The following is a 23250-nucleotide window of genomic DNA, read 5'->3' on the forward strand; positions in this document are numbered from 1 at the left end:
TGCATCGCGCGTCAATTTATGAATTCAGACGCGTTCTTTGCCTTTTCCGCCATGAGCGACCTTTTTCGACAAGTCGCTTCGAAAACTCTCGCCAACGGGTTGAGCGTTCGTCGGTAATCACCCTCAATCACCCTACGCAACCACTGACTGAAATGCCGAACGATCGTTCGTTGCGGGTCGCGATGCTGCACTGCGGCCGAACGAAGTGTGCGTCCGAGGTGCGGATTTGAAGATGGGCCGCGCCGTTGTGGTGCCGTTTCCGGCGCGTTCGATCCAACAACATCGGCAACCGAGGGTTTAGCCTGATGGCATGGTAGTTGCGCTAGTCCTCAAAATTGCATAAGTCGCTGTTCCCCACGGCGACGCGACACTACAGATTCCAAGGAATCATTCCTCACATGTCCACCGATCGCACGGCGTCACTGTCGCATTTCGCCTTCATGCCCGTTCCGAACTTCACGATGATCGCGTTCACCAATGCGATTGAAGTACTGCGCATGGCGAACTACCTGACGGGACAGACGCTTTATCGCTGGTCGATCGTGAGTCCCGAAGGCGGACCAGTGGCGGCAAGCAATGGGCTGTCAGTCGATACGGGTCCTGTCGAATGCGTCGGCCAGCCGGACATCGTGTTCGTGATCGGCGGCATCGACGTGCAGCGCGCGACCACTCAGGCCCATCTCTCCGCATTGCGCCGCTTCGCGCGCATGGGCTGTGTGCTCGGCAGCCTGTGTACGGGCACCTATGCGCTCGCGCGTGCAGGTCTGCTCGCAGGCTACGCATGTGCGATTCACTGGGAGAACATGTCGGCGCTGAAAGAAGAATTCCCCGACACGCGTTTTCTGAAAGAACTATTCGTGATCGATCGCGATCGCGTGACTTGCACAGGCGGTGTTGCGCCGCTCGACATGATGCTGAACCTGATCGCCCCGCGCGTCGGCACGGCGCGTGTGACGCAGATCGCTGAACAGTTCATCGTCGAACATGTGCGCGATACGAGCGCGCAACAGAAGATGCCGCTCGTCGCGCGGCTCGGTTCGGCCAACAAGTCGCTCTTCGAAGTGATTTCGCTGATGGAGAACAACATCGAAGAGCCGCTCTCACGCGAGGAACTCGCAAGGCTCGCCGGCATGTCGCAACGCCAGTTGCAGCGCCTCTTCCGCGAGCATCTGGGCATGACGCCCACGCATTACTATCTGACGCTGCGCTTGCGGCGCGCGCGCGAGCTGCTGCTGCAAACCGATATGTCGATCATGAACATCACGATGGCGTGCGGCTTCCAGTCGGCCTGCCACTTCTCGAAGAGCTATCGCGATGCGTTCGGCACCGCGCCCACACGCGAACGTCGCAAGCAGGCTCCTTCGCTCGCGTCTGCGCCTGTGATGGCGGCTTGAAACAGCGTCACGCAATCGTCGTCAGACAAAAACGCGTTGAACGGAATCCGTTCAACGCGTTTCTCTTTTCACGAGCCGTAATTCTATGTGGCGATCAAGCCGCCTTCAGCAAGCCGTGCGGATCGATAACAAACTTGCGCGGTGCGCCGCCATCGAACTGACGGTAACCATCAGGCGCCTGATCGAGCGATACCACGGTCACGTTCACGATGTCCGCAATCGGCAAGCGGTCCCACAAGATCGCCTGCATCAGATTATGGTTGTACTTCATCACCGGTGTTTGGCCCGTATGGAACGAATGCGACTTGGCCCAGCCGAGCCCGAAACGGATGCTCAGGCTGCCCTTGCGTGCGGCCGGGTCCACGGCGCCGGGATCGTCTGTGACGTATAACCCCGGAATGCCGATGGCGCCCGCTGCACGTGTGATTTCCATTAGCGAATTGAGCACCGTGGCCGGCGCTTCTTCGTGTGAGCCGCTGCTTCCGTGACCGTGCGCCTCGAAGCCGACGCAGTCCACCGCGCAGTCCACTTCCGGCTTGCCGAGAATCTGCTCGATCTGTTCACCGAGCGTCGCGTCTTTCGACAGATCGACCGTCTCGAAGCCCATCTTGCGCGCATGCGCGAGGCGCGCTTCGTTCATGTCGCCGACAATCGTGCAGGCCGCGCCCAGCAGGCGTGCCGACGCCGCCGCCGCCATGCCGACCGGCCCCGCGCCCGCGATGTACACCGTCGAGCCCGGCTTTACGCCCGCCATGACGGCGCCGTGATAACCGGTCGGCAGAATGTCGGATAGACACGTCAGGTCGCGGATTTTCGACATCGCCTGCGCACGGTCGGGGAATTTCAGCAAGTTGAAATCGGCGTACGGCACCAGCACGTACTCGGCCTGGCCGCCGATCCAGCCGCCCATGTCCACATATCCGTAAGCGCCGCCCGCGCGTGACGGGTTCACGTTCAGGCACACACCGGTGTGCTGCGACTTGCAGGTCGGACACCGTCCGCAAGCCACGTTGAACGGCACCGACACGAGATCGCCGATGCTGAGCGTCTCGACGTCGCGGCCCACTTCGATCACCTCGCCGGTAATTTCGTGGCCGAGCACGAGGCCGACCTCGGCGGTGGTGCGGCCGCGCACCATGTGCTGGTCCGAGCCGCAAATATTGGTGCTGACAACTTTCAGGATCACGCCGTGGCCGATCGCGCGGCCACGTGGATCGACCATCTTCGGATAGTCGATCGATTGCACTTCCACCTTGCCCTGCCCGAGATACACGACGCCGCGATTGCTGCTCATTGAATGTCTCCGTGTCTTGTGAGCGGCGCGCCGCCTGTACGCCGCACGCCGTTCAACGAGCGTAGCGCCCGCTGCGAGCAAGCACCTGCATCGAACGCGACATCGGTTTGGCTGGAACCGACATCGCCGGAATCACCCGTTTTTATTGATTGACCGTTCAATATAAAAAAACTACGATGCCCCGATCGGATAGTTGGGCAAAGTGCCCGCTGTGAGTCGTTCAATCTTCACATCATCGTCATGCCCAAGCTCGGAATGCGCGAGATTCGCCGCGCACAATTGATCGACGCCACCTTGCTCACCATCGACCAGACCGGTCTGGCGGGCGCGACGCTCGCGTCGGTCGCGCAGCGCGCGAGCATTTCGACCGGCATCGTCAGCCACTATTTCGGCGACAAGGACGGCCTGCTCGAAGCCACCATGCGCCACATACTGCGCGATCTGTGGCACGCCACCTCACGTCGGCGCCGTGCGGCGAGGGCCGATCCGCGTTCCAAGCTGCGAGCGGTGGTTGCGGCCAATTTCGATGCTGAGCAAACGAGCGCGCCGGTGATGAAGACGTGGCTCGCGTTCTGGTCGGAGAGCATGCACAAGCCGCAACTGCGTCGGCTGCAATACGTGAACACGCGGCGCCTTAACTCGAATCTGTGCGCTGATTTTGCCAAAGCAATGCCGCGTGCAGCCGCGCGGCGGGCGGCGAGCGGTCTCGCTGCATTAATCGACGGACTGTGGCTGCGCGGCGCGCTGTCGGGCGAACCGTTCGACACTAAGGCGGCATTACGCGTGGCAAACGAATATATCGACCTGGTGCTGGCGGCGCACGAATAAGCACCCGAATAAGCGCACGAGCAAGCGCACGAACAAGCACACATCGCGCACGCAAGAACCGGCGATGTTTTTACCAAGGAGCAAATCATGGCGGTATTCGCAACGCAACGTCTCTATATCGGCGGCGCCTATGTGGACGCGACCGGCGGAGAAACCTTCGATACAGTGGACCCAGCCACTGGCGAAACGCTCGCCACCGTGCAGCAGGCGAGCGCCGCGGACATCGACCGCGCGGTGCAATCCGCGCGCGACGGTCAGCGCGAATGGGCCGCGCTCACAGCGATGCAGCGCTCGCGGATTCTGCGCCGCGCCGTCGAGATTCTGCGCGAGCGCAACGACGAGCTCGCCGCGCTCGAAACGCGCGACACCGGCAAGCCGATTGCGGAAACGCAGGCAGTGGACATCGTCACCGGCGCGGACGTAATTGAGTATTACGCGGGCCTTGCAACCGCTATCGAAGGTCAGCAGATTCCGTTGCGGCCGTCGTCGTTCGTGTACACGCGGCGAGAGCCGCTCGGCGTATGCGCGGGCATCGGCGCGTGGAATTACCCGATCCAGATTGCATGCTGGAAGTCGGCACCCGCGCTCGCCGCCGGCAACGCGATGATCTTCAAGCCGAGTGAAATCACGCCGCTGTCCGCGTTGAAACTCGCCGAGATTTACACACAGGCCGGCGTGCCGCCCGGCGTGTTCAACGTCGTGCAAGGCGACGGCCGCGTGGGCGCGATGCTGGCCGCGCATCCGGACATCGAAAAAATTTCGTTCACGGGCGGCGTGGAAACGGGCAAGAAAGTGATGTCGATGGCAGGCGCGTCGTCGTTGAAAGAAGTGACGATGGAACTCGGCGGCAAATCTCCGCTGCTCGTTTTCGACGACGCGAATCTGGAACGTGCCGCCGACATCGCCATGAGCGCCAACTTCTTCAGTTCGGGCCAGGTCTGCACGAACGGCACGCGCGTATTCGTGCAACGCAGTGTGCTCGAGCGCTTCGAAGCATTGGTGCTCGAACGAGTGAAGCGCATCCGCGTAGGTGCGCCTCACGACGCATCCACCAATTTCGGCCCGCTCGTGAGCGCCGCACAGTTGGAGAAGGTGCTGGGCTATATCGAAAGCGGCGTGCAGGAAGGCGCGCGGCTGATCGCGGGCGGCAAGCGCCTTAGCGAAGGTCATTTCCGCCAGGGTCAATACGTGGAGCCGACTGTGTTTACCGGCTGCCATGACGACATGCGCATCGTGCGCGAGGAGATCTTCGGGCCGGTCATGAGCATCCTCGTATTCGACGACGAAGACGAAGCCATCGAGCGCGCGAATCGCACCGCTTACGGTCTCGCCGCCGGTGTCGTCACCGAGAACCTCTCGCGCGCGCATCGCGTGATTCATCGCCTCGAAGCGGGCATCTGCTGGATCAACACATGGGGCGAGTCGCCGGCTGAGATGCCGGTAGGCGGCTATAAGCAATCCGGCGTGGGTCGCGAAAACGGCATCACTACGCTTGAGCACTACACGCGCATCAAGTCGGTGCAGGTGGAGCTCGGCGCGTATCAACCGGTGTTCTGAGGGGCGCAGCCATGACTTCAAACGAATATGACTACATCGTCGTCGGCGCGGGTTCGGCGGGCAACGTGCTTGCGTCGCGTCTCACCGAAGACGCCGACGTTAGCGTGTTGCTGCTCGAAGCGGGCGGCCCCGATTACCGGTTCGACTTCCGCACGCAGATGCCCGCCGCACTCGCCTATCCGTTGCAAGGACGGCGCTATAACTGGGCGTATGAGACGGACCCCGAGCCGCATATGAACAACCGCCGCATGGAATGCGGCCGCGGCAAGGGTCTCGGCGGATCGTCGCTGATCAACGGCATGTGCTATATCCGCGGCAATGCACTCGATTACGACGGCTGGGCCACGCGCCCCGGTCTGCACAACTGGAGCTATCTGGATTGTCTGCCGTATTTCCGCAAGGCCGAAACGCGCGACGTCGGTCCGAATGCTTATCACGGCGGCGACGGTCCCGTGCACGTGACGACGAGCAAGCCCGGCAACAACCCGCTTTTTGCGGCGATGGTCGAGGCCGGCGTGCAGGCCGGCTTTCCACGAACCGACGATCTGAACGGCTATCAGCAGGAAGGCTTCGGTCCGATGGATCGCACTGTCACGCCGAATGGCCGGCGCGCAAGCACCGCGCGCGGCTATCTGGATCGCGCGAAAGCGCGTGCGAATCTGACCATCGTCACCCATGCGTTGAGCGATCGCGTGCTGTTCTCCGGCAAACGCGCGGTGGGCGTCGCGTATCTGCACGGCGGGGCAACGGTGAACGCACACGCGCGCCGCGAAGTGCTGGTGTGCAGCGGCGCGATCGCATCGCCGCAATTGCTGCAACGCTCGGGCGTGGGTCGCTCGACGTGGCTGCGCGAACTCGGCATTCCCGTTGTTCACGATCTGCCCGGCGTCGGCGAGAATTTGCAGGACCATCTGGAGATGTACATTCAATACGAGTGCAAGGAACCGGTCTCGCTCTACCCTGCGCTGCAATGGTGGAACCAGCCGGCCATCGGACTCGAATGGATGTTGAATGGCACCGGCATTGGCGCAAGCAATCAGTTCGAAGCGGGCGGCTTCATTCGTACACGCGACGACGACCTGTGGCCCAACATCCAGTATCACTTCCTCCCGGTGGCGATCAATTACAACGGCTCCAATGCGATCAGGATGCATGGCTTCCAGGCGCACGTCGGCTCGATGCGTTCGCCGAGCCGCGGCCGCGTGAAGCTCACGTCGCGCGATCCGGCGGCGCACCCGAGCATCCTCTTCAACTATATGGCCGATCCGCTCGACTGGCGCGAATTCCGCGACGGCATTCGCATCACGCGCGAAATCATGCGGCAACCGGCGCTGGATCGTTATCGCGGACGTGAACTGAATCCGGGCGCCGAGCTGACCACCGACGCGCAACTCGACACCTTCGTGCGCGCGCGCGCCGAGACCGCATTTCATCCTTCGTGCTCGTGCAAGATGGGCTACGACGACATGGCCGTGGTGGACAACGAGGGACGCGTGCACGGTATGGAGGGGCTGCGCGTGGTGGATGCGTCGATCATGCCGCTCATCACTACCGGCAATCTGAATGCGCCGACCATCATGCTGGCCGAAAAGATCGCGGACCGGATTCGTGCACGCGAACCATTGGCGCGCGTCGACACGCCCTACTTCGTCGCGAATGGCGCGCCTGCGAGGAAGCGCGAGCACGCGACCGTCTGACCTCCTGTTTCCGCCTGGGTGGGGAGCTCTCCCCGCCCATAACTTTTTCTTGGCCCTGTCGAAACTTATCCTCCATTGTCAGCGCTCAGCGAAAGCCGGATAGTGCTGCGTCAGCACACCCGTCGATAACAATTCAAGGAAACGCTGGATATGAAGCTAAAAGCCGTGAGCCTGATGGCCACCGTCGTCTTTGCGTTGAGTGCAACCGCACTGACAAGCCGTGCGGCAAGCGACACCGAGGGCGCGATCAAATCAGTAGTGGACTCGTCAATCGAGCCTCTGATGGCGAAACACCATGTGCCAGGAATGGCTGTCGGCATCATCGCCGACGGCAAAACGTATGTGTTCGACTATGGCGTAGCGTCTGTCCAGACAGGCAAACCTGTCACGCAGCACACGCTGTTCGAAATCGGTTCCGTCAGCAAGACCTTTACCGCAGCGCTCGCCGCCTATGCACAACTCAGCGGTCGACTGAAGCTGTCGGACGAGACGCAAAAGTATTTGCCTTCATTGCGAGGCAGCGCCTTCGGCAAGGTGAGTCTTCTGAACCTGGGCACGCACACGCCCGGCGGTTTGCCGCTTCAGGTACCCGACGACATCCATGACAACGCCCAGTTATTGCAGTACTTCAACGCATGGAAACCCGCCTATGCGCCCGGCACTTACCGCACTTATGCGAATCCCGGGATCGGTACGCTTGGTTTGATCACCGCGAAAAGCATGGGCCAGAACTTTGCGTCGCTGATCGAGCAACACATGTTTCCCGCGCTCGGCATGACCAACAGCTACATTCACGTTCCCGCCGCAAAAATGTCCGATTACGCGCAAGGCTATACAAAGGACGGCGCGCCGATCCGGATGAAAGGCGGAGTTCTCGCCGACGAAGCCTACGGCGTAAGAACGACCGCTCCCGACATGGTCCGTTTCGTTCAGGCGAACATGAACCTGATCGACGTGGACCGCAAGCTTCAGCACGCGATCACGGCCACGCACACCGGCTACTTCAAGGCCGGCGTGCTGACCCAAGACCTGGTATGGGAACAATACGCGTATCCGGTGACGCTCGATACCTTGCACGAAGGCAATGCGCCCGCCGTGGCAGTCACGCCGATACCCGCAACTGCAATCGAGCCGCCGCTTCCGCCGCAGCAGAACGTGTGGATCAACAAGACCGGTTCGACGAATGGTTTTGGCACATACGTGGCCTTTATTCCGCAGCAACGCGTGGGCATCGTGTTGCTCGCCAACAAAAACTTCCCAATCGAGGACCGTGTAAGCGCGGCGTATCGAATCATGTCGGCACTCGCCGCCAGCACACAGTAGGACGGATTGGCGTGGTCGCGCCACGGTGCAGAACAGGACCGGCAACGGCTGCCCCGTGGCGAAAGCCTCTATTCGCGCGCCGGACTGAGCGCGCCGTGCGCATCGCTCTCCACCGCTTCCGACACGAGCGTCTCCAGCGCGAGTCCGCGTGTCTCGATGCCGAGTATCCACACAGCCACAGCCGCGATCACGAAGCACATTGCGCCGAGCGAGAACACGCCGCCCTGCCCGAACATCGGCAATACCACGCCTACCACATACGGCCCGATCAGCGAGCCCACGCGGCCAATCGCAGATGCGAAGCCAGAACCCGTGGCCCGCGCTCCGGTGCCGTAAAGTTCCGGCGTATAGGTGTAAAGCACGGCCCACATCGCAAACAGGAAAAACTGCATCGCAAGGCCCGCGCAGATCAGCAGCGTAGGCGTTTGCGCGTGAAGCGCGGTTTGTCCATACACGTAGGCCATTACCGCGCTACCCGCAAGCGACGCGATACAGGTCGGCTTACGTCCCCACCGTTCGACGAGCCACGCCGCGCAAATAAAGCCCGGAATTCCGCCGAGAGAAATCAGCACCGTATACAACACCGACTTCGTCACGGCAAAGCCGGCCTGCTGCATCAACGCGCCGAGCCACGACGTCAGGCCATAAAAGCCGAGCAGCGCGAAGAACCATAACGTCCACACCATGATCGTGCGGCGCCGGTAAGCTGCGCTCCATATTTCGCGAAACGCACCGGTGCCCCTAGCCGCCACAGGTTCTGCAAGCATGATGGGCGCACGCAGGCGGCTCAGTCCCGCGGACTTCATCACTTTAACTTCGATGTCGGCCAGGATCCTGTCGGCCTCGCCAGGACGTCCGCGATGTTCGAGCCAACGCGGCGATTCCGGCACGACGCGTCGCACGATCAGCACGAACACAGCGGGAATCGCGAGCAACGCGAACTCCGTGCGCCAGCCGAAGGCAGGCAGCACGAAATACGACACCACGCCCGCCGTGATGAAGCCGAGCGGCCAGAAACCGTCCATCAACGCGATCAGACGTCCGCGCGAAGAAGCCGGAACAAATTCAGACAGCAGCGTTTGCGCGATCGGAAACTCCATGCCCATGCCAAAGCCCAGCAGCACGCGATAAAAAATCAGCGCTTCGACACTCTGCGCGGTCGAGCACAGATAGGAAGCCAGGCCCCACAGCACCATGCTCCATTGAAAAACCGGCCGGCGCCCGAAGCGATCGGCCAGCAGACCGGCCACCGCTGCACCGCCCACCATGCCGAAGAAGCTCGCACTGGCGACGAGCCCCGCGGTTGCAGTCGACAGACCGAATTCAGTCTTGATCGAACCGAGCACGAAGGTCATTGTGCCGAGATCGACGGAATCGAAGAAAAACGCAATCGCGATGATGATGAAGATGGTCCGGTGATAACCGGAGAACGGCAGCCGTTCGAGCCGCGCGGCGGCGCTCGCGCGAGACTGAGAAGCGGTAGGCATGGCATCCCCTGAATATTGCGGCGGCAGCCGCGAGTGATGTTCCGATCAGCACATTCAGTAGACGCCGACATAAATCGGCCACATAGAAGAAATACGTCATCGGGATGGAACATGGGCGCCGTCCGGTAGGGCGTCCACGATTGAAAACCCCCAGGCGACACGAATGGCTCCGCACGTATTGAGCATGCTCTTGCCGGGTAGTCCGCCAAGCTGCACTGCACTTTCTGCGGCCGCACACGGATCACGATCAACTCGTCCTGCGCCATTGGACCGCAACGCATCGACCTTCCTTAATTTCTTTCTACCGAACGTACAAATTACAGCGGGCAAGGGAAGTCGATAAAAGGAACGTGACGGCCGATGCTTTCAGGGCGGCACGCTTGCATCGCGCTCTTGCCGAACGAGTTGCACGCGAGGCGTATGGCGCGCCCATCGCGCGGCTGCGAGGCGTTGCGTTCGATCTCGCGGACATGGCCGCCCAGGTCGATGTTGCATTTCAGTACTGCATACATGCAGCGCGTTTGCGCGACGCTGGTGTCGATTGCATGAAGGAAGCGTCGATTGCGAAGCTGTTTGCCAGTGAGATCGCCGAAAAGGTGTGCTCGACCGCGTTGCAGATCCACGGCGGCTACGGCTATTTGTGCGACTTTGCGGTCGAGCGCTACTTGCGAGACGTGCGCGTGTGCAAGATCTATGAAGGCACCAGCCACATCCAGAAACTTATCATCGCGCGCAGTATGGGCTAACGCGCGCGTGAACAGTACAGGATTCGCGCTGCAAAAGAATGGAACGGAGGCGACGTCGTTCCGACGTTTAGGCGATTGTGCGGCGACCGCGAGCAAACAGCGAGGCAACAGCCAACCCTACGTGCGTAACCGCGTCCGCGCAGCACTCGCAACACGCGCGAGCGCTTCCGCGCTCAAACGCGCGGCGATTTTCCGCACATAGTCATGATGCCGCGCCTGCAACGGCGCGCCCAGTTGCTGCGCGAGTAGATAGCGGATCAGCGCGATGCGCCGGTGCCGCAGCCCTATGCTCTGATCGAGCAGCGCGAGCGCGGCATCGGCATCGCGCTGCTGGCACGCGCGCTCAGTGAGGCGCGCGGTGACCACGCGGGTCGACGTCATGTGAGTTCCGCAACGGGAAGACCGCGAGCGATGCGTGAAAACACCGCGCGCGGCGTCACAACAGTGACAACAATCACGGCATCAACGGCTCGGCTGCATCGAGCATGATCTTCACGAAGTAGTCCGCGAAGCTACGCCGCACGACGATGTCGAAACTATCGGCGCCGGTCGGCACGAGGGTCATCGACGCCTTGAAGTAGTGGCTTTGCGCGCACTGCCCATCGCCGAACAACTTCGGATGCAAGTCGAGCGGGCAGCCGCGCGCGAGTACTTCACGCGTGCGCGTGCCGCTGATTTCGAGCACCGTATAGCCGCTGCCGATATCCACCGCCGACGCGAACACGCCTGCTAGCGCGGCGCCGAGCTTCGCCTGCAACGGCGCGGTGCGCGTTGCGTCGTGCGCGGTGGCTGAGCGCACAAGCCACTCGTCGGGGCCGAGCCACAACATGTCGTAGCCGTTGCCGCGCGCGACCGTGTTGGCTTTCTCCGGCGGCGGGCAGCCGAGCACATCGTTCGCCGCCTGCACAAACGTGGCGTCGCGCGTATCGCCGCGCAGGTTCACGAGTTCGAGGAACGGCCGCTCGCTTAGCTTGAAAGCGGCACTTGCCGTTGCCTGATGCTTCTTCAGCAGCGCATCCGCGCCCACCAGCGGCGATTCCTGCCACACCCCGGTTTGCCTGCCGACGGCGCGATCCACGACCGACGCCGCCGTTTTGGTTTCATTCCACATGTTGACGCGCTCCTTCGCTGTCGTAGAACACCGAACTGGTGATCTTCGCTGCAATCTGTTTGCCGCTGGAAAGCGGAACGGTGACGGTTTCGCCGATCTTGTCGAGACCGCCCTTCACGACCGCCATCGCAATCGAGCGCTTGAGGATCGGGCTGTAATAGCTCGACGTCACGTGTCCGAGCATCGGCGCGGTATCGCCCTGGAACGGACCCGCGACGATCTGCGAACCTTCGGGGATCACGAACGACGGATCGTCCGAAAGCAGTCCGACCAGTTGCTTGCGCCCTGCCTTCGCCGTATCGGAGCGCGTCAGCGAACGCTTGCCGAGAAAGTCCTTCGACTTCGCGACGAGCCCGCCCATGCCGAGGTCGTAAGGCGTCATCGAACCATCGGTATCCTGGCCGACGATGATGTAGCCCTTCTCCGCGCGCAACACGTGCATCGTTTCGGTGCCATACGGTGTGATGTCGAATTCCGCGCCCGCGGCCATCAACGCTTCCCACACCGCACGCCCCACATTCGCCGGCACGTTGACTTCATACGCGAGTTCGCCGGAGAAGCTGATGCGCATGACACGCGACGCCGCGCCCGCGACCGTGCCTTCGCGATAGCTCATGAACGGAAACGCGGCGTTCGCGAAGTCGATGTCATGGCACACCTTCCGCAAGACCTTGCGGCTGTTGGGGCCGACCACGGCGAACGTTGCCCAATGATCCGTGACCGATGCGAGGCGCACGCGCATGTCCGGCCATTCCGTTTGCAGCCAGCGTTCGAGCCACGTGAGCACGCGCGCCGCGCCGCCGGTGGTGGTCGTCATCATGTAGTGCTGGTCGGCGAGACGCACGGTTACGCCGTCGTCGAAAATCATGCCGTTTTCGTCGAGCATCAGGCCGTAGCGGCACTTGCCGACTTCGAGTTTGCTCCACGGATTCGTGTAGACCCAGTTCAGGAGCTTCGCCGAATCGGGGCCTTGAATGTCGATCTTGCCGAGTGTCGATGCATCCAGAATGCCGACGCTCGTGCGCACTGCGAGCGATTCGCGTGCGACGGCCGCGTGCATGTCTTCGCCCGCTTTCGGGTAGTACCACGGACGCTTCCAGTTGCCGACGTCCTCGAAAGCGGCGCCGTTTTCGACGTGCCATTCATGCACGGCCGTCTTGCGTACCGGATCGAGAAATTCGCCCAGCTCGCGGCCCGCGAATGTGCCGAAGGTGACCGGCGTGTAGTTCGGGCGGAACGTCGTGGTGCCTGTCTCGGGAATCGTCTTGCCGAGCGCCAGCGCGAGAATCGCCATGCCGTTGATGTTGCCGAGCTTGCCCTGATCGGTGCCGAAGCCCATCGCGGTATAACGCTTCACGTGCTCGACCGATTCGAAGCCTTCGCGTGCGGCAAGGAAGATATCCGCTGCGGACACGTCGTTCTGGAAGTCGATGAACTGCTTCGGACCGCGCGTAGCCAACTCGCGTCCGCCGACGAGCCACAGCGGCTCGATCTTCGCTTCGCTGATTTCGGCGACCTGAACCGGATTCGGCCGCTTGACGATATGGCCCGCCGCGCGTGCTGCCTCGACGCCCGCATCGACTGCGAAACGGATGCCCTGGCCGAGCGTGAAATCGCCGTTGCAGGCGCCGATGCTCGTCTCCGCCTGCATCGCCTTGCCCGGCACGAAGCAGGCCTTGTCGTCATGCCAGTGTGCCTTGCCGCCCGATTGTGCGAACAGATGCAGCACCGGGCTCCAGCCGCCGGACATCGCGAGCAGATCGCAGGACAATTCGCTTTGCTTCGCGCCGACCTGGCCATTCGCATATGAAGCGATATCGACGGACGCCACGCGCAGTTTGCCGTGCGCCGCGGTGATGACCGCGCCGCTGATCACCTTCACACCATAGCGGCGTGCAAGCGCGGGCAGCGTGCCCTTCGATTCACCGGCGCGCGGATCGATCACCGTGACCTGTGCTCCGGCCGCTTTCAGATCGAGCGCGCATTGGTAGCCGTCGTCGTTGTTCGTGAAGACTACCGCGTTGCGGCCCGGCAATACTGCATAGCGATGCAGATATGTCGAGACCGCCGAAGCGAGCATCACGCCGGGCAGATCGTTGTTGCCGAACACGATGGGCCGCTCGTGCGCGCCGGTCGCGAGAATCACGCGCTTTGCGCGGATCTTCCACATCAGTTCACGCGTGCCCTTGCGTTGCGACACCGGCAGATGATCGGTCAAACGCTGAGTGACCGTGACGAGATTGTGATCCTGATAACCGAATGCGGTGCTGCGCGAAAGAATCTTCACGTCAGGCATCTGCCGCAGTTCGTCTTCGATCTTGTGCACCCATTGCAATGCGGGCTTGCCGTCGATCTCGGCGCGGCACGACAGCAGCGAGCCGCCGAGCTCCGGCTGATCGTCGACCAAGGTCACGCGCGCGCCGGACAAAGCGGCCGCATGCGCGGCCGCGAGGCCCGTCGGCCCGCCGCCGACCACGAGCACGTCGCAATGTGCAAAGCACTTATCGTAGCGATCCGCATCGCGTTGCTCAGGCGCCTTACCGAGACCCGCGGCGTCACGGATCACTTCTTCATACTTCGGCCAGAATCTGCGCGGCCACATGAATGTCTTGTAGTAGAACCCCGCCGGGATGAAGCGCGCGAACTTCTGGTTCACCGCCATGCGATCTTTCTCGATACTCGGCTTCGCGTTCACGCTGTTTGCGACGAGCCCCTGATACAACTCGACTTCGGTCGCACGCGCATTCGGCACCGTATATGCGCCGGTTTCGAGTTGCACGACGGCATTCGGCTCTTCCACACCCGCGGTCACGATGCCGCGCGGCCGGTGATATTTCCAGCTACGCGCAACGAAATGCAGGCCGTTGGCGAGCAATGCCGAAGCGAGCGTATCGCCCTGATAACCCTGATACTGGCGGCCGTTGAACGTGAACGTAAGCGGCAATGCGCGGTTGATGCGCCCGCCATTCGGGAGTCGGTCTGTCTGGCTCATTGCGTCTTGCCCTCTTCTACCTTGCCGTCATTGCTGTCCATCTTGAGCAGCGGACGATCGAACGTCTCGTAGCCCTGGATCTCGTAGCTCACCGTGTCGCGCTGTGCCTTGAACCAGCGGCGGCAGCCTTGCGTATGCATCCATTGCTCGCGATGCACGCCGCGCGGATTCTTGCGCATGAACAGGTAGTCGCCCCATTCCTTGTCGGTGAGTTTTTCGGTGTCGAGCGGACGCGCAATGTCCGCTTCGCCGCCGCAGGAAAATTCGGTTTCGGCGCGTGGCCCGCACCAGGGGCATTCGATCATCAACATATTTGTCTCTCTATCCAGCTCTAGTGCGTTAGTGGGCGACGGCGGCGGCGCCGTGTTCGTCGATGAGATGGCCGGTATAGAACCGGTCCAGCGAGAAAGGCGCGTTCAGCTCATGCGGCTCGTCCTTCGCGATTGTGTATGCATAGGCCCAACCAGAACCCGGTGTCGCCTTGAAGCCGCCTGTGCCCCAGCCGCAATTGAAGTAGAGTCCCTTCACGTCGGTCTTGCTGATGATCGGGCATGCGTCCGGCGACACGTCCACGATGCCGCCCCACTGACGGTTCATCCGCACGCGCGAAAACACCGGGAACATTTCGACGATGGCTTCGAGCGTGCCTTCGATAATCTGAAAGCTGCCTCGCTGACCGAAACCGGTGTACTGGTCCACGCCCGCGCCGATCACCAGATCGCCCTTGTCGGACTGGCTGATATACGCATGCACCGCGTTCGACATCACGACCGTGTTGACGACCGGCTTGATCGGCTCCGACACCAGCGCCTGCAACGGATGGCTTTCGAGCGGTAGGCGCACGCCGGCCATGTCCGCTAGTGTGGACGTATTGCCGGCAGCCACTACCGCAACTTTCTTCGCCTTGATGAAACCCTTCGTGGTATCGACGCCTGTCACCTGGTTGCCGTTGCGGCGAATGCCGGTTACCTGGCAGTTCTGCACGATATCGACGCCGGCCTGATCCGCGCCGCGCGCGAAGCCCCAAGCTACCGCATCGTGACGCGCCACGCCGCCGCGCCGCTGAATCGACGCGCCGAGCACCGGATAGCGGCTGTTCAGATTGATGGTCGGCTCAAGCTCCTTGATCTGCGCGGGCGTGAGGAATTCGGCATCGACGCCGTTCAACCGGTTAGCATTCACACGACGCTCGGTGTCGCGCACGTCCTGCAATGTGTGCGCGAGGTTCATCACGCCGCGCTGGCTGAACATCACGTTGTAGTTCAGATCCTGCGAGAGCCCTTCCCACAGTTTCATTGCTTTTTCATAGAGCGCCGCGGACTCATCCCACAGATAATTCGAGCGCACGATGGTCGTATTGCGTGCCGTATTGCCGCCGCCGATCCAGCCCTTCTCGAGCACGGCGACATTGCGCACGCCATGCTCTTTCGCGAGGTAATAGGCCGTGGCGAGACCATGCCCGCCACCGCCGACGATCACCACGTCGTACTCGCGTTTGGGCTCGGGACTCTTCCACTGTCGCTCCCAGTTTTCGTGATACGACATCCCGTTGCGCAAGAGGCTGAATATCGAATAGCGGCTCATCATTGATCCTTGTGGGTACTGTCGGTGCTTTGGTGCTTTGGTGCTTTGGTGCTTTGGTGCTTTGGTGCTTTAGTGCTTGTGCCTGGCGCTTCGTCGCATCTGGAACAAAGCGCTGTTCAACACTCGATGACGTTCACGGCCAATCCGCCGCGCGACGTCTCCTTGTACTTCGTCTTCATGTCCGCGCCGGTTTCGCGCATTGTCTTGATCACGTTATCGAGGGACACGTAGTGCTGGCCGTCGCCCTTCATTGCCATGCGCGCGGCGTTCAGCGCCTTGATCGCGCCCATTGCATTGCGCTCGATGCAGGGAATCTGCACGAGCCCGCCGACCGGGTCGCAGGTCATGCCGAGGTTGTGTTCCATGCCGATTTCCGCGGCGTTTTCCACTTGCGTCGGCGTGCCGCCCATCACGGCGGCCAGCGCCGCGGCGGCCATCGAGCAGGCCACGCCCACTTCGCCCTGGCAGCCCACTTCGGCACCCGAAATCGACGCGGTTTCTTTATAGATGATGCCGATAGCCGCAGCCGTCAGCAGAAAATTGACGATGCCCTCGTCGTTCGACGCATGCATGAACTTCACGTAGTAATGCAGCACGGCGGGAATCACGCCGGCCGCGCCATTGGTCGGCGCGGTGACGACGCGCCCGCCTGCCGCGTTTTCTTCGTTGACGGCCATTGCGTAGAGGTTGACCCAGTCGAGCATCGAAAGCGGATCGCGTAGTGACTCTTCCGAGCGCGAGCGCAATTGCGCGCACAGATCGGCGGCGCGGCGCTTCACATGCATTGGGCCGGGCAATTCGCCGCGCACCTTGCAACCGCGTTCGACGCAAGCCGACATGGTGCGCCAGATCGCGAGCAGACCTTCGCGCACTTCCTGTTCGGGCCGCGCCGCGCACTCGTTCTTCAGCGTCACTTGCGCAATCGAGAGGCCGGTCTCGCGGCATACGCGCATCAGATCGTCGCCAGTGCGAAATGGGTACGGCACCTCGGCGCCGGCACGCACGCCGTTCACGCGGTCGCCCTCGCGATTCACCACGAAGCCGCCGCCAATCGAGTAATACTCTTTTTCCACCAGCAGTTGCCCGTTTTCATCGAATGCCTGAAAACGCATGCCGTTCGGATGCACGATGCCCGAACCAGGCGCGCCCGGCATCAACTTGCGGAAAAAGCCGAGGTGCTCGCGCTCGTCGAATTTCACCGGATGCTTGCCGAGCAGCGCAAGTTGCTTCGTCTCGCGGATAGCCTGCAAACGCGGCTCAATCGAGTCCGGATCGATCAGTTCGGGCAGATTGCCTTCCAGCCCGAGCAGTACCGCTTTATCCGTACCGTGCCCCTTGCCGGTCGCGCCGAGCGAGCCGAACAGTTCCACCTTCACGCGGCGCACGAAGGCGAGCAGGTTTGCGTCTTCGATATGCGACGCGAAGCGGCAAGCAGCGATCATCGGCCCGACCGTGTGCGAGCTTGAGGGACCGATACCGATCTTGAACAGATCGAAGACGCTGACGTTCATGGCGTGCCTTATGCGTTGCAATGCCTGGGTGGCGGGATGTACCTTGAAACAGGCCCCATTGCACCGCACGTCAAATTGGATCGATAGAATAAAAACGGCATGACAGTGGGATAGTGGCGTCAAGCGCACCACGCGCCAAGCGCCGCGGCGTATTTGCGATGGCTTCTGACGCATTTGCGACAGGCGCCGTGCCTGGGGCTGGCGATGCTGACGGCATGACGATAAATGCCGCACCGCGTCCCGGTGCTATGCTTGGCTCAACCTTTTCCGCTCTGGCTGCATGCATGAACTCCGCTGAACCGCTTCCCCTTCAATCGATCGACGGCACGCCAAAACAGCGCATCCGCTTCGGCATCATCCTGCTGCCGAACTTCACGCTGACGGCGTTCTCGGGTTTCGTCGACCTGTTGCGCCTGTCCGCGGACGAAGGCGACTTCAGCAAACCCGTACGCTGTTCATGGAGCGTGATAGGGGAAACCCTTGCCCCGGTGCGTGCGAGTTGCGGCATTCAGATCACGCCTTGGGAGACCTTCGACAACGCCGAGCCCTTCGATTACGTGGTCGTGGTGGGCGGCCTGTTGCACTCCGGACCGGCCGCGAACGACGCGACGCTCGCCTTCATCCGCCACGCCGCCGCGATGAATGCGACGCTTGTTGGCATGTGCACGGGCGTGTTCTCGCTGATGCGCGCGGGCGTGCTCGACGGTCATCGCATTTGCGTGAGCTGGTTTCACTACTGGGATTTCATCGAGCGGTTTCCGGCGGTGAATGAAGAGGCGCTGGTGGCCGACCGGCTGTTCGTGATCGATCGCCGGCGCATTACCTGTTCAGGCGGACGCGCGTCGATCGACGTGGCGGCAGCCATTCTGTTGCGCCACTTCGAAACCGCAACAGTGCAAAAGGCACTGCGCATTCTGCTCGTCGACGACATGCAGAAAGGCAACGCTCCGCAGCCGCATCCGCCAGGACTTGCGCCCGCCGCGCATCCGAAAGTGAAGCGCGCGATTCTGCTGATGGAACAGCACGTCGGGCGTTCGCTTTCACTCGATGAACTCGCGCGCAAGCTGGACCTGTCGCCGCGTCAACTGGAGCGGCTTTTCAAGGCGCAAACCGGTAAGGCGCCACAGGCTTACGCGAAACAGGTGCGCCTGCGCACGGCCGCCTGGCTGTTGACGAGTTCGGACAAGACGGTGGCCGATATTGCATCGAGTTGCGGCTTTTCCGATGCATCGCATCTGGGCCGAGAATTCCGCAAGCAATTCGGTTTACCGCCGATGATGTACCGCGAGCAGCGCGGCACGGCAGCCGAAGCTGCAGACAGTGGTGACTACGACGAGACGTTTCCGGGGCGGGCGCAGGCGATTTGATGCCCTGATATAAGGCGTTTTTCCTGGTCGTGTGAATTTTAGGCCTTTAATCAGGGCCTCGAATCGCGCAACACCAGTCTTTGCGCCGCGCCACGCGGCGCAAAGACCCGCACATCACTTCCCTGCTACGTACGCCCTCACCGCCGGCAAACCATCCTTTCCGTCGAATGTCTTCACACCCGCCAGCCACTGATCGAGCACCGCCGGATTCGCCTTCAACCATTCACGCGCGGCCTTGTTCGGGTCCGTCTTGTTCATGATCGGCAGCATCACGTGATTCTCGATATCGGTCGTGAAATGCAGGTTCGACACGAGTTTCGCGACATTCGGGCAACGCGTCGAGTAATCGGTCGGCGTGACCGTCATGACTTTCGCTTCTCCGTAGTTCGGGCCGAATACATCGTCGCCGCCGGACAGATAATCGATTTTCATCTGCACGTTCATCGGATGCGGTTCCCAGCCCAGGAACACAATCGGCTTCTTGTCGCGGATCGCACGGTTCACTTCGACCAGCATGCCCGCCTCGCTCGACTCGACGAGCTTGAACTTGCCGAGCCCATACTGGTTGGTGTCGATCATCTTCTTGATCAACGCATTGCCGTCGTTACCCGGCTCGATGCCATAGATCTTGCCGCCGAGCTTGTCGTAGTTCTTCGCTATGTCGGTGAACGATTTGATGCCCGCCTGGTACGCGTAGTCCGGCACCGCAAGCGTGTACTTCGCGCCCGTGAGGTTCGGCGTGGGCAGCACGCTCACCTGGCCGGCCTTCTTGAAGGGGTCGATCATCGGGTCCATAGTGGGCGACCAATAACCGAGGAATACGTCGATCTGCTTGCTCTTAACCCCAGCAAACGTGATCGGCACTGAGGCGATCGTCTTGGTCGGCTTGTAGCCGAGTCCTTCGAGTACCGTCGAGGCGAGCCCTGTAGTCGCCGCGATATCGGTCCAGCCGACATCGGCAAAGCGGACGTCGCGGCATGTTGCGGGTTCGGCGGCGAATGCCGACGGGACAGACGACACAGACAGCGCGCACAACGACGCAGCCCACAAACGTTTCATGGCGTTTCCTCAGGGTGATTGATGCTTGACTGGTTTGTTACGCGAATTCTTTCGACGCTGCCTGCTGCCGATCGCGGCACACGCAAGCGCATGTGAAGCGAAAGCGGCCTATGCCGACAGCCGTCGCTCCACGCTCGGCGCATGACCGAATTGCGCGCGGTACGCCTTGCTGAAATGGCAGGGTGAATGAAACCCGCAAACGGCCGTGACACGCGCGATGGAGGCGTCGGTGTTACGCAGCAATTCACGCGCACGCCGCAGGCGCAGCGTCAGGTAATAGTGCGTCGGCGACACGCTCAGGAACATCTTGAACATACGCTGCAAATGGCGTTGCGACAGACGCACGAGCCGCGCAAGTTCGTCGAGCGATAACGGCTCTTCGATATTCGCCTCCATCAAGCGCACGACTTCTATCAGTTCGGCGCGAGAGAAACCGACGCGGGCGTCGACGGGAATATGCTGGTAGTCCGTCGAGCCGCGAATCCTTTCCACGATGAACTGCTCGGACACCTGCGCTGCAACCGGGTGACCCAGGCGCATGCCGACCAGGTTCAACATCAGATCGAGCGGCGCGGTGCCGCCCGTGCACGTCATGCGGTCGCGGTCGATTACGAAGAGCTCGTCCGCGAACCGTACATGCGGATAGCTCTTGTGCAACGGCGACATGTCCTCCCAATGCACGGTGCAGCGATAACCATCGAGCAATCCGGCTGCGAGGAGCGCGTACGGCCCCGTGCAAATGCCCCCGAGCGGTATGCCCTGCGCAGCCACCTCGTGCAGCAGGCCGATCACTGTGTCGTCGACGTAATCGCGCACGTGCCAGCCCGCGCACACGATCAGCACATCGGGCATGCCGGCCTCGGCGAGCGTCGTAGTGGGCTTCACCGTGATGCCGTTGCTCGCCCGCGCCGGCTCGCCGTCAGGCGTAATGACCGACCATCTGTAGTGCTCTGCGCGGCCCACGTAGTTGGCCATGCGCAGCACCTCGACCGCGCTCGTGAACGCGATCATCGAAAAGTTCGGCAGCGTCAGAAAGCCGACGTGCGCGAGCCGGGAGAGCGGTGAATCGGGCGGGGCCTCGACCTGAGTGATCGCGTCGCGCTTCATGAGCGGCTCAACTGTGCTGTGCCGCCGGCGCGCGGCGCACCTTCATCAGATTGCGCAAGCCAGAGAACAGCGGCGCGCGCGCCATGCCGGGTGAACGGCCGAAGCTCTCCGTGATGCGGTCGAGGATGATCGCGAGCATCACGACCGAGAGTCCGCTCTCGAAGCCCAGACCGATGTCGAGCCGCTGAATGCTGGCGAGCACGTCGTTGCCGAGACCGCCTGCGCCGACCATCGACGCGATGATCACCATCGACAGCGCCATCATGATGGTCTGGTTCACACCCGTCATGATCGACGGCAGCGCATTTGGAAACTGCACCTTGTAGAGCAATTGCCACGGCGTGCAGCCGAAGGCCTGCCCCGCTTCGACGATTTCGCGGTTCACATGCTTGATGCCGAGCGACGTGAGACGCACCGCCGGCGGCATCGCGAAGATCACCGTGGAGAGAATGCCGGGCACGCGGCCAAGACCGAACAGCATCGCGGCCGGAATCAGATAGACGAATGCAGGCATGGTCTGCATCAGGTCGAGCACGGGGCGCACGATCATTTCGACGGTGCGGCTCTTCGCAGTCCAGATGCCGAGCGGCACGCCGAGCAGGAGGCTGATCAACGTGGACGAGAGCGTGAGACCGAGCGTGATCACCATCTGATCCCAGAAGCCGGTGCCGTAGATCAGCAGCATGGCGAGCAGCGTGAACAGCGCGAAGCGCCATCCCACCCGCCACAATCCGATGCCGACGAAAAACGCCATCAGCGCCCACATCGGCACCCCTTGCAGACCTTGTTCGATCAGCGCGGCAAAACTCTCGATGACCTTGCCGATCGAATCGAAAGTCTTGGCGTCATGGTCGAGCAGATAGTGGACGCCGTGATCGACCCAGGCGCCAAGTGGAATGATTTCAGACATGGGAACCTCGATGGCGCGTGAGAACGTGCAGCACGTTCGTCTTGTTGACCGAACCACAGTAGGAGCCGTCCGCTTCGACGACCGGCAAGGGCGCGCGGCTCGCGACCACACGCTGCACCACGTCGTCGAGCGGCGTGGTGCGTCGAATGCACTCGACGTAGTTCAGTTTTGCCGACGCGCTACCCGTTTCGTCGCGGCACACGAAGCCGCGAATCTTGCGTTCGCTGTCGAGCACGAACGCGTAGTCGGCGCTGCCGTTCAACGTGGCGGCCACGCTCGATACGTCGATCTGCGGCGAATGCGAGTGCATCAGCGGCACGGCATCCGTCTGCATCAGATCGCCGGCCGTCAGATAGCGGCTCGTGTCGATCCCTTCGAAGAAAGCGCGCACGTAATCGTCGGCGGGATTCGTGATGATCTCCTGCGGCGTGCCGATCTGCACGACCTTGCCGCCTTCCATGATCGCGATGCGTGTGCCGATACGCATGGCTTCTTCGAGATCGTGCGACACGAATAGAATCGTGCGCTGCTGCTCGCGTTGCAGATCGAGCAGCACGTTCTGCATTTCCTTGCGCTTGAGCGGATCGAGTGCGGAGAACGCTTCGTCCATGATCATCAGCGACGGGTTGACCGCGAGTGCCCGCGCGAGCCCCACGCGCTGCTGCATGCCGCCCGACAACTGCGCGGGCAGCTTCGCCGCGAATGGCGCGAGGCCGACCTGCTCGAGCACGGTCATCGCGCGTGCTTCGCGTTCCTTGCGGCCGATGCCCGCCACCTCGAGCCCGAAGGCCGCATTCGACAGCACCGTGCGTTGCGGCATCAGCGCGAAGGACTGGAACACCATGCTCATGTCCTTGCGGCGCAGCGCCGTCAATTCGGCACGCGGCACGCTGGCCACGTCGCGTCCATCGATCAGCACCTTACCTGCCGACGGTTCCACTAGCCGGTTGATCAGGCGAATCAGTGTCGACTTGCCGGAACCGGAGAGACCCATCAGCACGAAGATCTCGCCTTCCTTGACTTCGAACGATACGTTATGAGCGCCGACTATCTGGCCGGTGCGCGCGAATACTTCTTCTTTCGTGGCACCGCCTGCCAACATGCCGAGTGCCTGTTTCGGGTTGGTGCCGAACACCTTGCACAGCCCTTCGACCACGACCTTGGGGGAATTCATTGAATGCTCTCCTATGTCGGCCAGAGTTAGTGCGAAGCACTTACTCTGGTCCCATGCAAAGCTGTCGGCCAGAGTTAGTGCGAAGCACTTACTCTGGTCCCATGCAAAG

General features: G+C 61.8%; 18 protein-coding genes and 1 pseudogene. 7 read left to right on the forward strand and 12 right to left on the reverse strand.

Going from position 1 to position 23250, the window contains the following annotated elements; genetic code table 11:
- Positions 1-398 precede the first annotated feature (398 nt).
- A complete protein-coding gene (locus F759_RS0103610) occupies positions 399-1394 on the forward strand; it encodes a GlxA family transcriptional regulator (RefSeq protein WP_027798647.1) in 996 nt (331 codons plus the stop codon).
- Between the two features lie 94 nt (positions 1395-1488).
- Here the strand turns inward: F759_RS0103610 and fdhA are convergent, their stop codons facing one another.
- Positions 1489-2688: a formaldehyde dehydrogenase, glutathione-independent gene (fdhA, locus tag F759_RS0103615; protein ID WP_027798648.1), complete on the reverse strand. Its 1200-nt coding sequence runs from the start codon at positions 2686-2688 to the stop codon at positions 1489-1491.
- Positions 2689-2928: 240 nt separating this feature from the next.
- Here fdhA and betI point away from each other — a divergent pair, with 240 nt between their 5' ends.
- The 4 genes from betI (at position 2929) to ampC (ending at position 8093) form a co-directional block, all read left to right on the forward strand.
- Positions 2929-3516, forward strand: coding sequence for a transcriptional regulator BetI (betI, locus tag F759_RS0103620; RefSeq protein WP_027798649.1), 588 nt, complete (start codon positions 2929-2931; stop codon positions 3514-3516).
- An 87-nt stretch (positions 3517-3603) separates the two neighbouring features.
- Complete coding sequence (betB, locus tag F759_RS0103625) at positions 3604-5073, forward strand: betaine-aldehyde dehydrogenase (protein WP_027798650.1); 1470 nt, start codon at positions 3604-3606, stop codon at positions 5071-5073.
- Positions 5074-5084: 11 nt separating this feature from the next.
- Positions 5085-6770: a choline dehydrogenase gene (betA, locus tag F759_RS0103630; RefSeq protein WP_027798651.1), complete on the forward strand. Its 1686-nt coding sequence runs from the start codon at positions 5085-5087 to the stop codon at positions 6768-6770.
- A 150-nt stretch (positions 6771-6920) separates the two neighbouring features.
- Complete coding sequence (gene ampC / locus F759_RS0103635) at positions 6921-8093, forward strand: class C beta-lactamase (protein ID WP_027798652.1); 1173 nt, start codon at positions 6921-6923, stop codon at positions 8091-8093.
- 68 nt (positions 8094-8161) lie between these two features.
- Here ampC and F759_RS0103640 read toward each other — a convergent pair whose 3' ends face one another.
- A complete protein-coding gene (locus F759_RS0103640; RefSeq protein ID WP_027798653.1) occupies positions 8162-9580 on the reverse strand; it encodes an MFS transporter in 1419 nt (472 codons plus the stop codon).
- A 374-nt stretch (positions 9581-9954) separates the two neighbouring features.
- Between F759_RS0103640 and F759_RS0103645 the strand changes: the two are divergent.
- A pseudogene (locus F759_RS0103645) lies at positions 9955-10326 on the forward strand (acyl-CoA dehydrogenase family protein); the annotation flags it as partial.
- A 117-nt stretch (positions 10327-10443) separates the two neighbouring features.
- Here F759_RS0103645 and F759_RS0103650 read toward each other — a convergent pair.
- The 6 genes from F759_RS0103650 to F759_RS0103675 form a co-directional block, all read right to left on the reverse strand.
- Complete coding sequence (locus F759_RS0103650) at positions 10444-10707, reverse strand: hypothetical protein (RefSeq protein WP_027798655.1); 264 nt, start codon at positions 10705-10707, stop codon at positions 10444-10446.
- Between the two features lie 73 nt (positions 10708-10780).
- Positions 10781-11437 (reverse strand): sarcosine oxidase subunit gamma, encoded by a 657-nt coding sequence (locus F759_RS0103655; protein ID WP_027798656.1) that lies wholly within the window; start codon positions 11435-11437, stop codon positions 10781-10783.
- Positions 11427-14429: a sarcosine oxidase subunit alpha family protein gene (locus F759_RS0103660; RefSeq protein WP_027798657.1), complete on the reverse strand. Its 3003-nt coding sequence runs from the start codon at positions 14427-14429 to the stop codon at positions 11427-11429. Before F759_RS0103660 ends, F759_RS0103655 begins: the two co-directional genes overlap by 11 nt.
- Positions 14426-14740: a sarcosine oxidase subunit delta gene (locus F759_RS0103665; protein WP_027798658.1), complete on the reverse strand. Its 315-nt coding sequence runs from the start codon at positions 14738-14740 to the stop codon at positions 14426-14428. The genes F759_RS0103660 and F759_RS0103665 overlap by 4 nt, the downstream gene beginning before the upstream one ends.
- 28 nt (positions 14741-14768) lie before the next feature.
- Positions 14769-16013 carry a sarcosine oxidase subunit beta family protein gene (locus tag F759_RS0103670; RefSeq protein WP_027798659.1) on the reverse strand — a complete coding sequence of 415 codons (1245 nt, stop codon included), beginning with the start codon at positions 16011-16013 and terminating at the stop codon, positions 14769-14771.
- Positions 16014-16129: 116 nt separating this feature from the next.
- On the reverse strand, positions 16130-17524 hold the full coding sequence (locus F759_RS0103675) for an L-serine ammonia-lyase (protein ID WP_027798660.1): 1395 nt from the start codon (positions 17522-17524) through the stop codon (positions 16130-16132).
- A 284-nt stretch (positions 17525-17808) separates the two neighbouring features.
- Here F759_RS0103675 and F759_RS0103680 point away from each other — a divergent pair, with 284 nt between their 5' ends.
- Positions 17809-18891: a GlxA family transcriptional regulator gene (locus F759_RS0103680; RefSeq protein WP_027798661.1), complete on the forward strand. Its 1083-nt coding sequence runs from the start codon at positions 17809-17811 to the stop codon at positions 18889-18891.
- A gap of 114 nt (positions 18892-19005) precedes the next feature.
- On the opposite strand, the gene F759_RS0103685 is transcribed toward F759_RS0103680, so the two are convergent.
- The 4 genes from F759_RS0103685 to F759_RS0103700 all read right to left on the reverse strand — a co-directional run bounded on the left by F759_RS0103685 (position 19006) and on the right by F759_RS0103700 (position 23141).
- On the reverse strand, positions 19006-19950 hold the full coding sequence (locus F759_RS0103685; RefSeq protein WP_027798662.1) for a choline ABC transporter substrate-binding protein: 945 nt from the start codon (positions 19948-19950) through the stop codon (positions 19006-19008).
- A gap of 108 nt (positions 19951-20058) precedes the next feature.
- Positions 20059-21057, reverse strand: a complete 999-nt coding sequence (locus F759_RS0103690) for a GlxA family transcriptional regulator (RefSeq protein WP_027798663.1) — start codon at positions 21055-21057, stop codon at positions 20059-20061.
- Positions 21058-21064: 7 nt separating this feature from the next.
- Positions 21065-21967, reverse strand: a complete 903-nt coding sequence (gene choW / locus F759_RS0103695) for a choline ABC transporter permease subunit (RefSeq protein ID WP_027798664.1) — start codon at positions 21965-21967, stop codon at positions 21065-21067.
- Positions 21960-23141, reverse strand: coding sequence for a quaternary amine ABC transporter ATP-binding protein (locus F759_RS0103700; protein WP_027798665.1), 1182 nt, complete (start codon positions 23139-23141; stop codon positions 21960-21962). Before F759_RS0103700 ends, choW begins: the two co-directional genes overlap by 8 nt.
- Positions 23142-23250: the final 109 nt, after the last annotated feature.

Source organism: Paraburkholderia dilworthii (assembly GCF_000472525.1).
GTDB classification, from domain to species: domain Bacteria; phylum Pseudomonadota; class Gammaproteobacteria; order Burkholderiales; family Burkholderiaceae; genus Paraburkholderia; species Paraburkholderia dilworthii.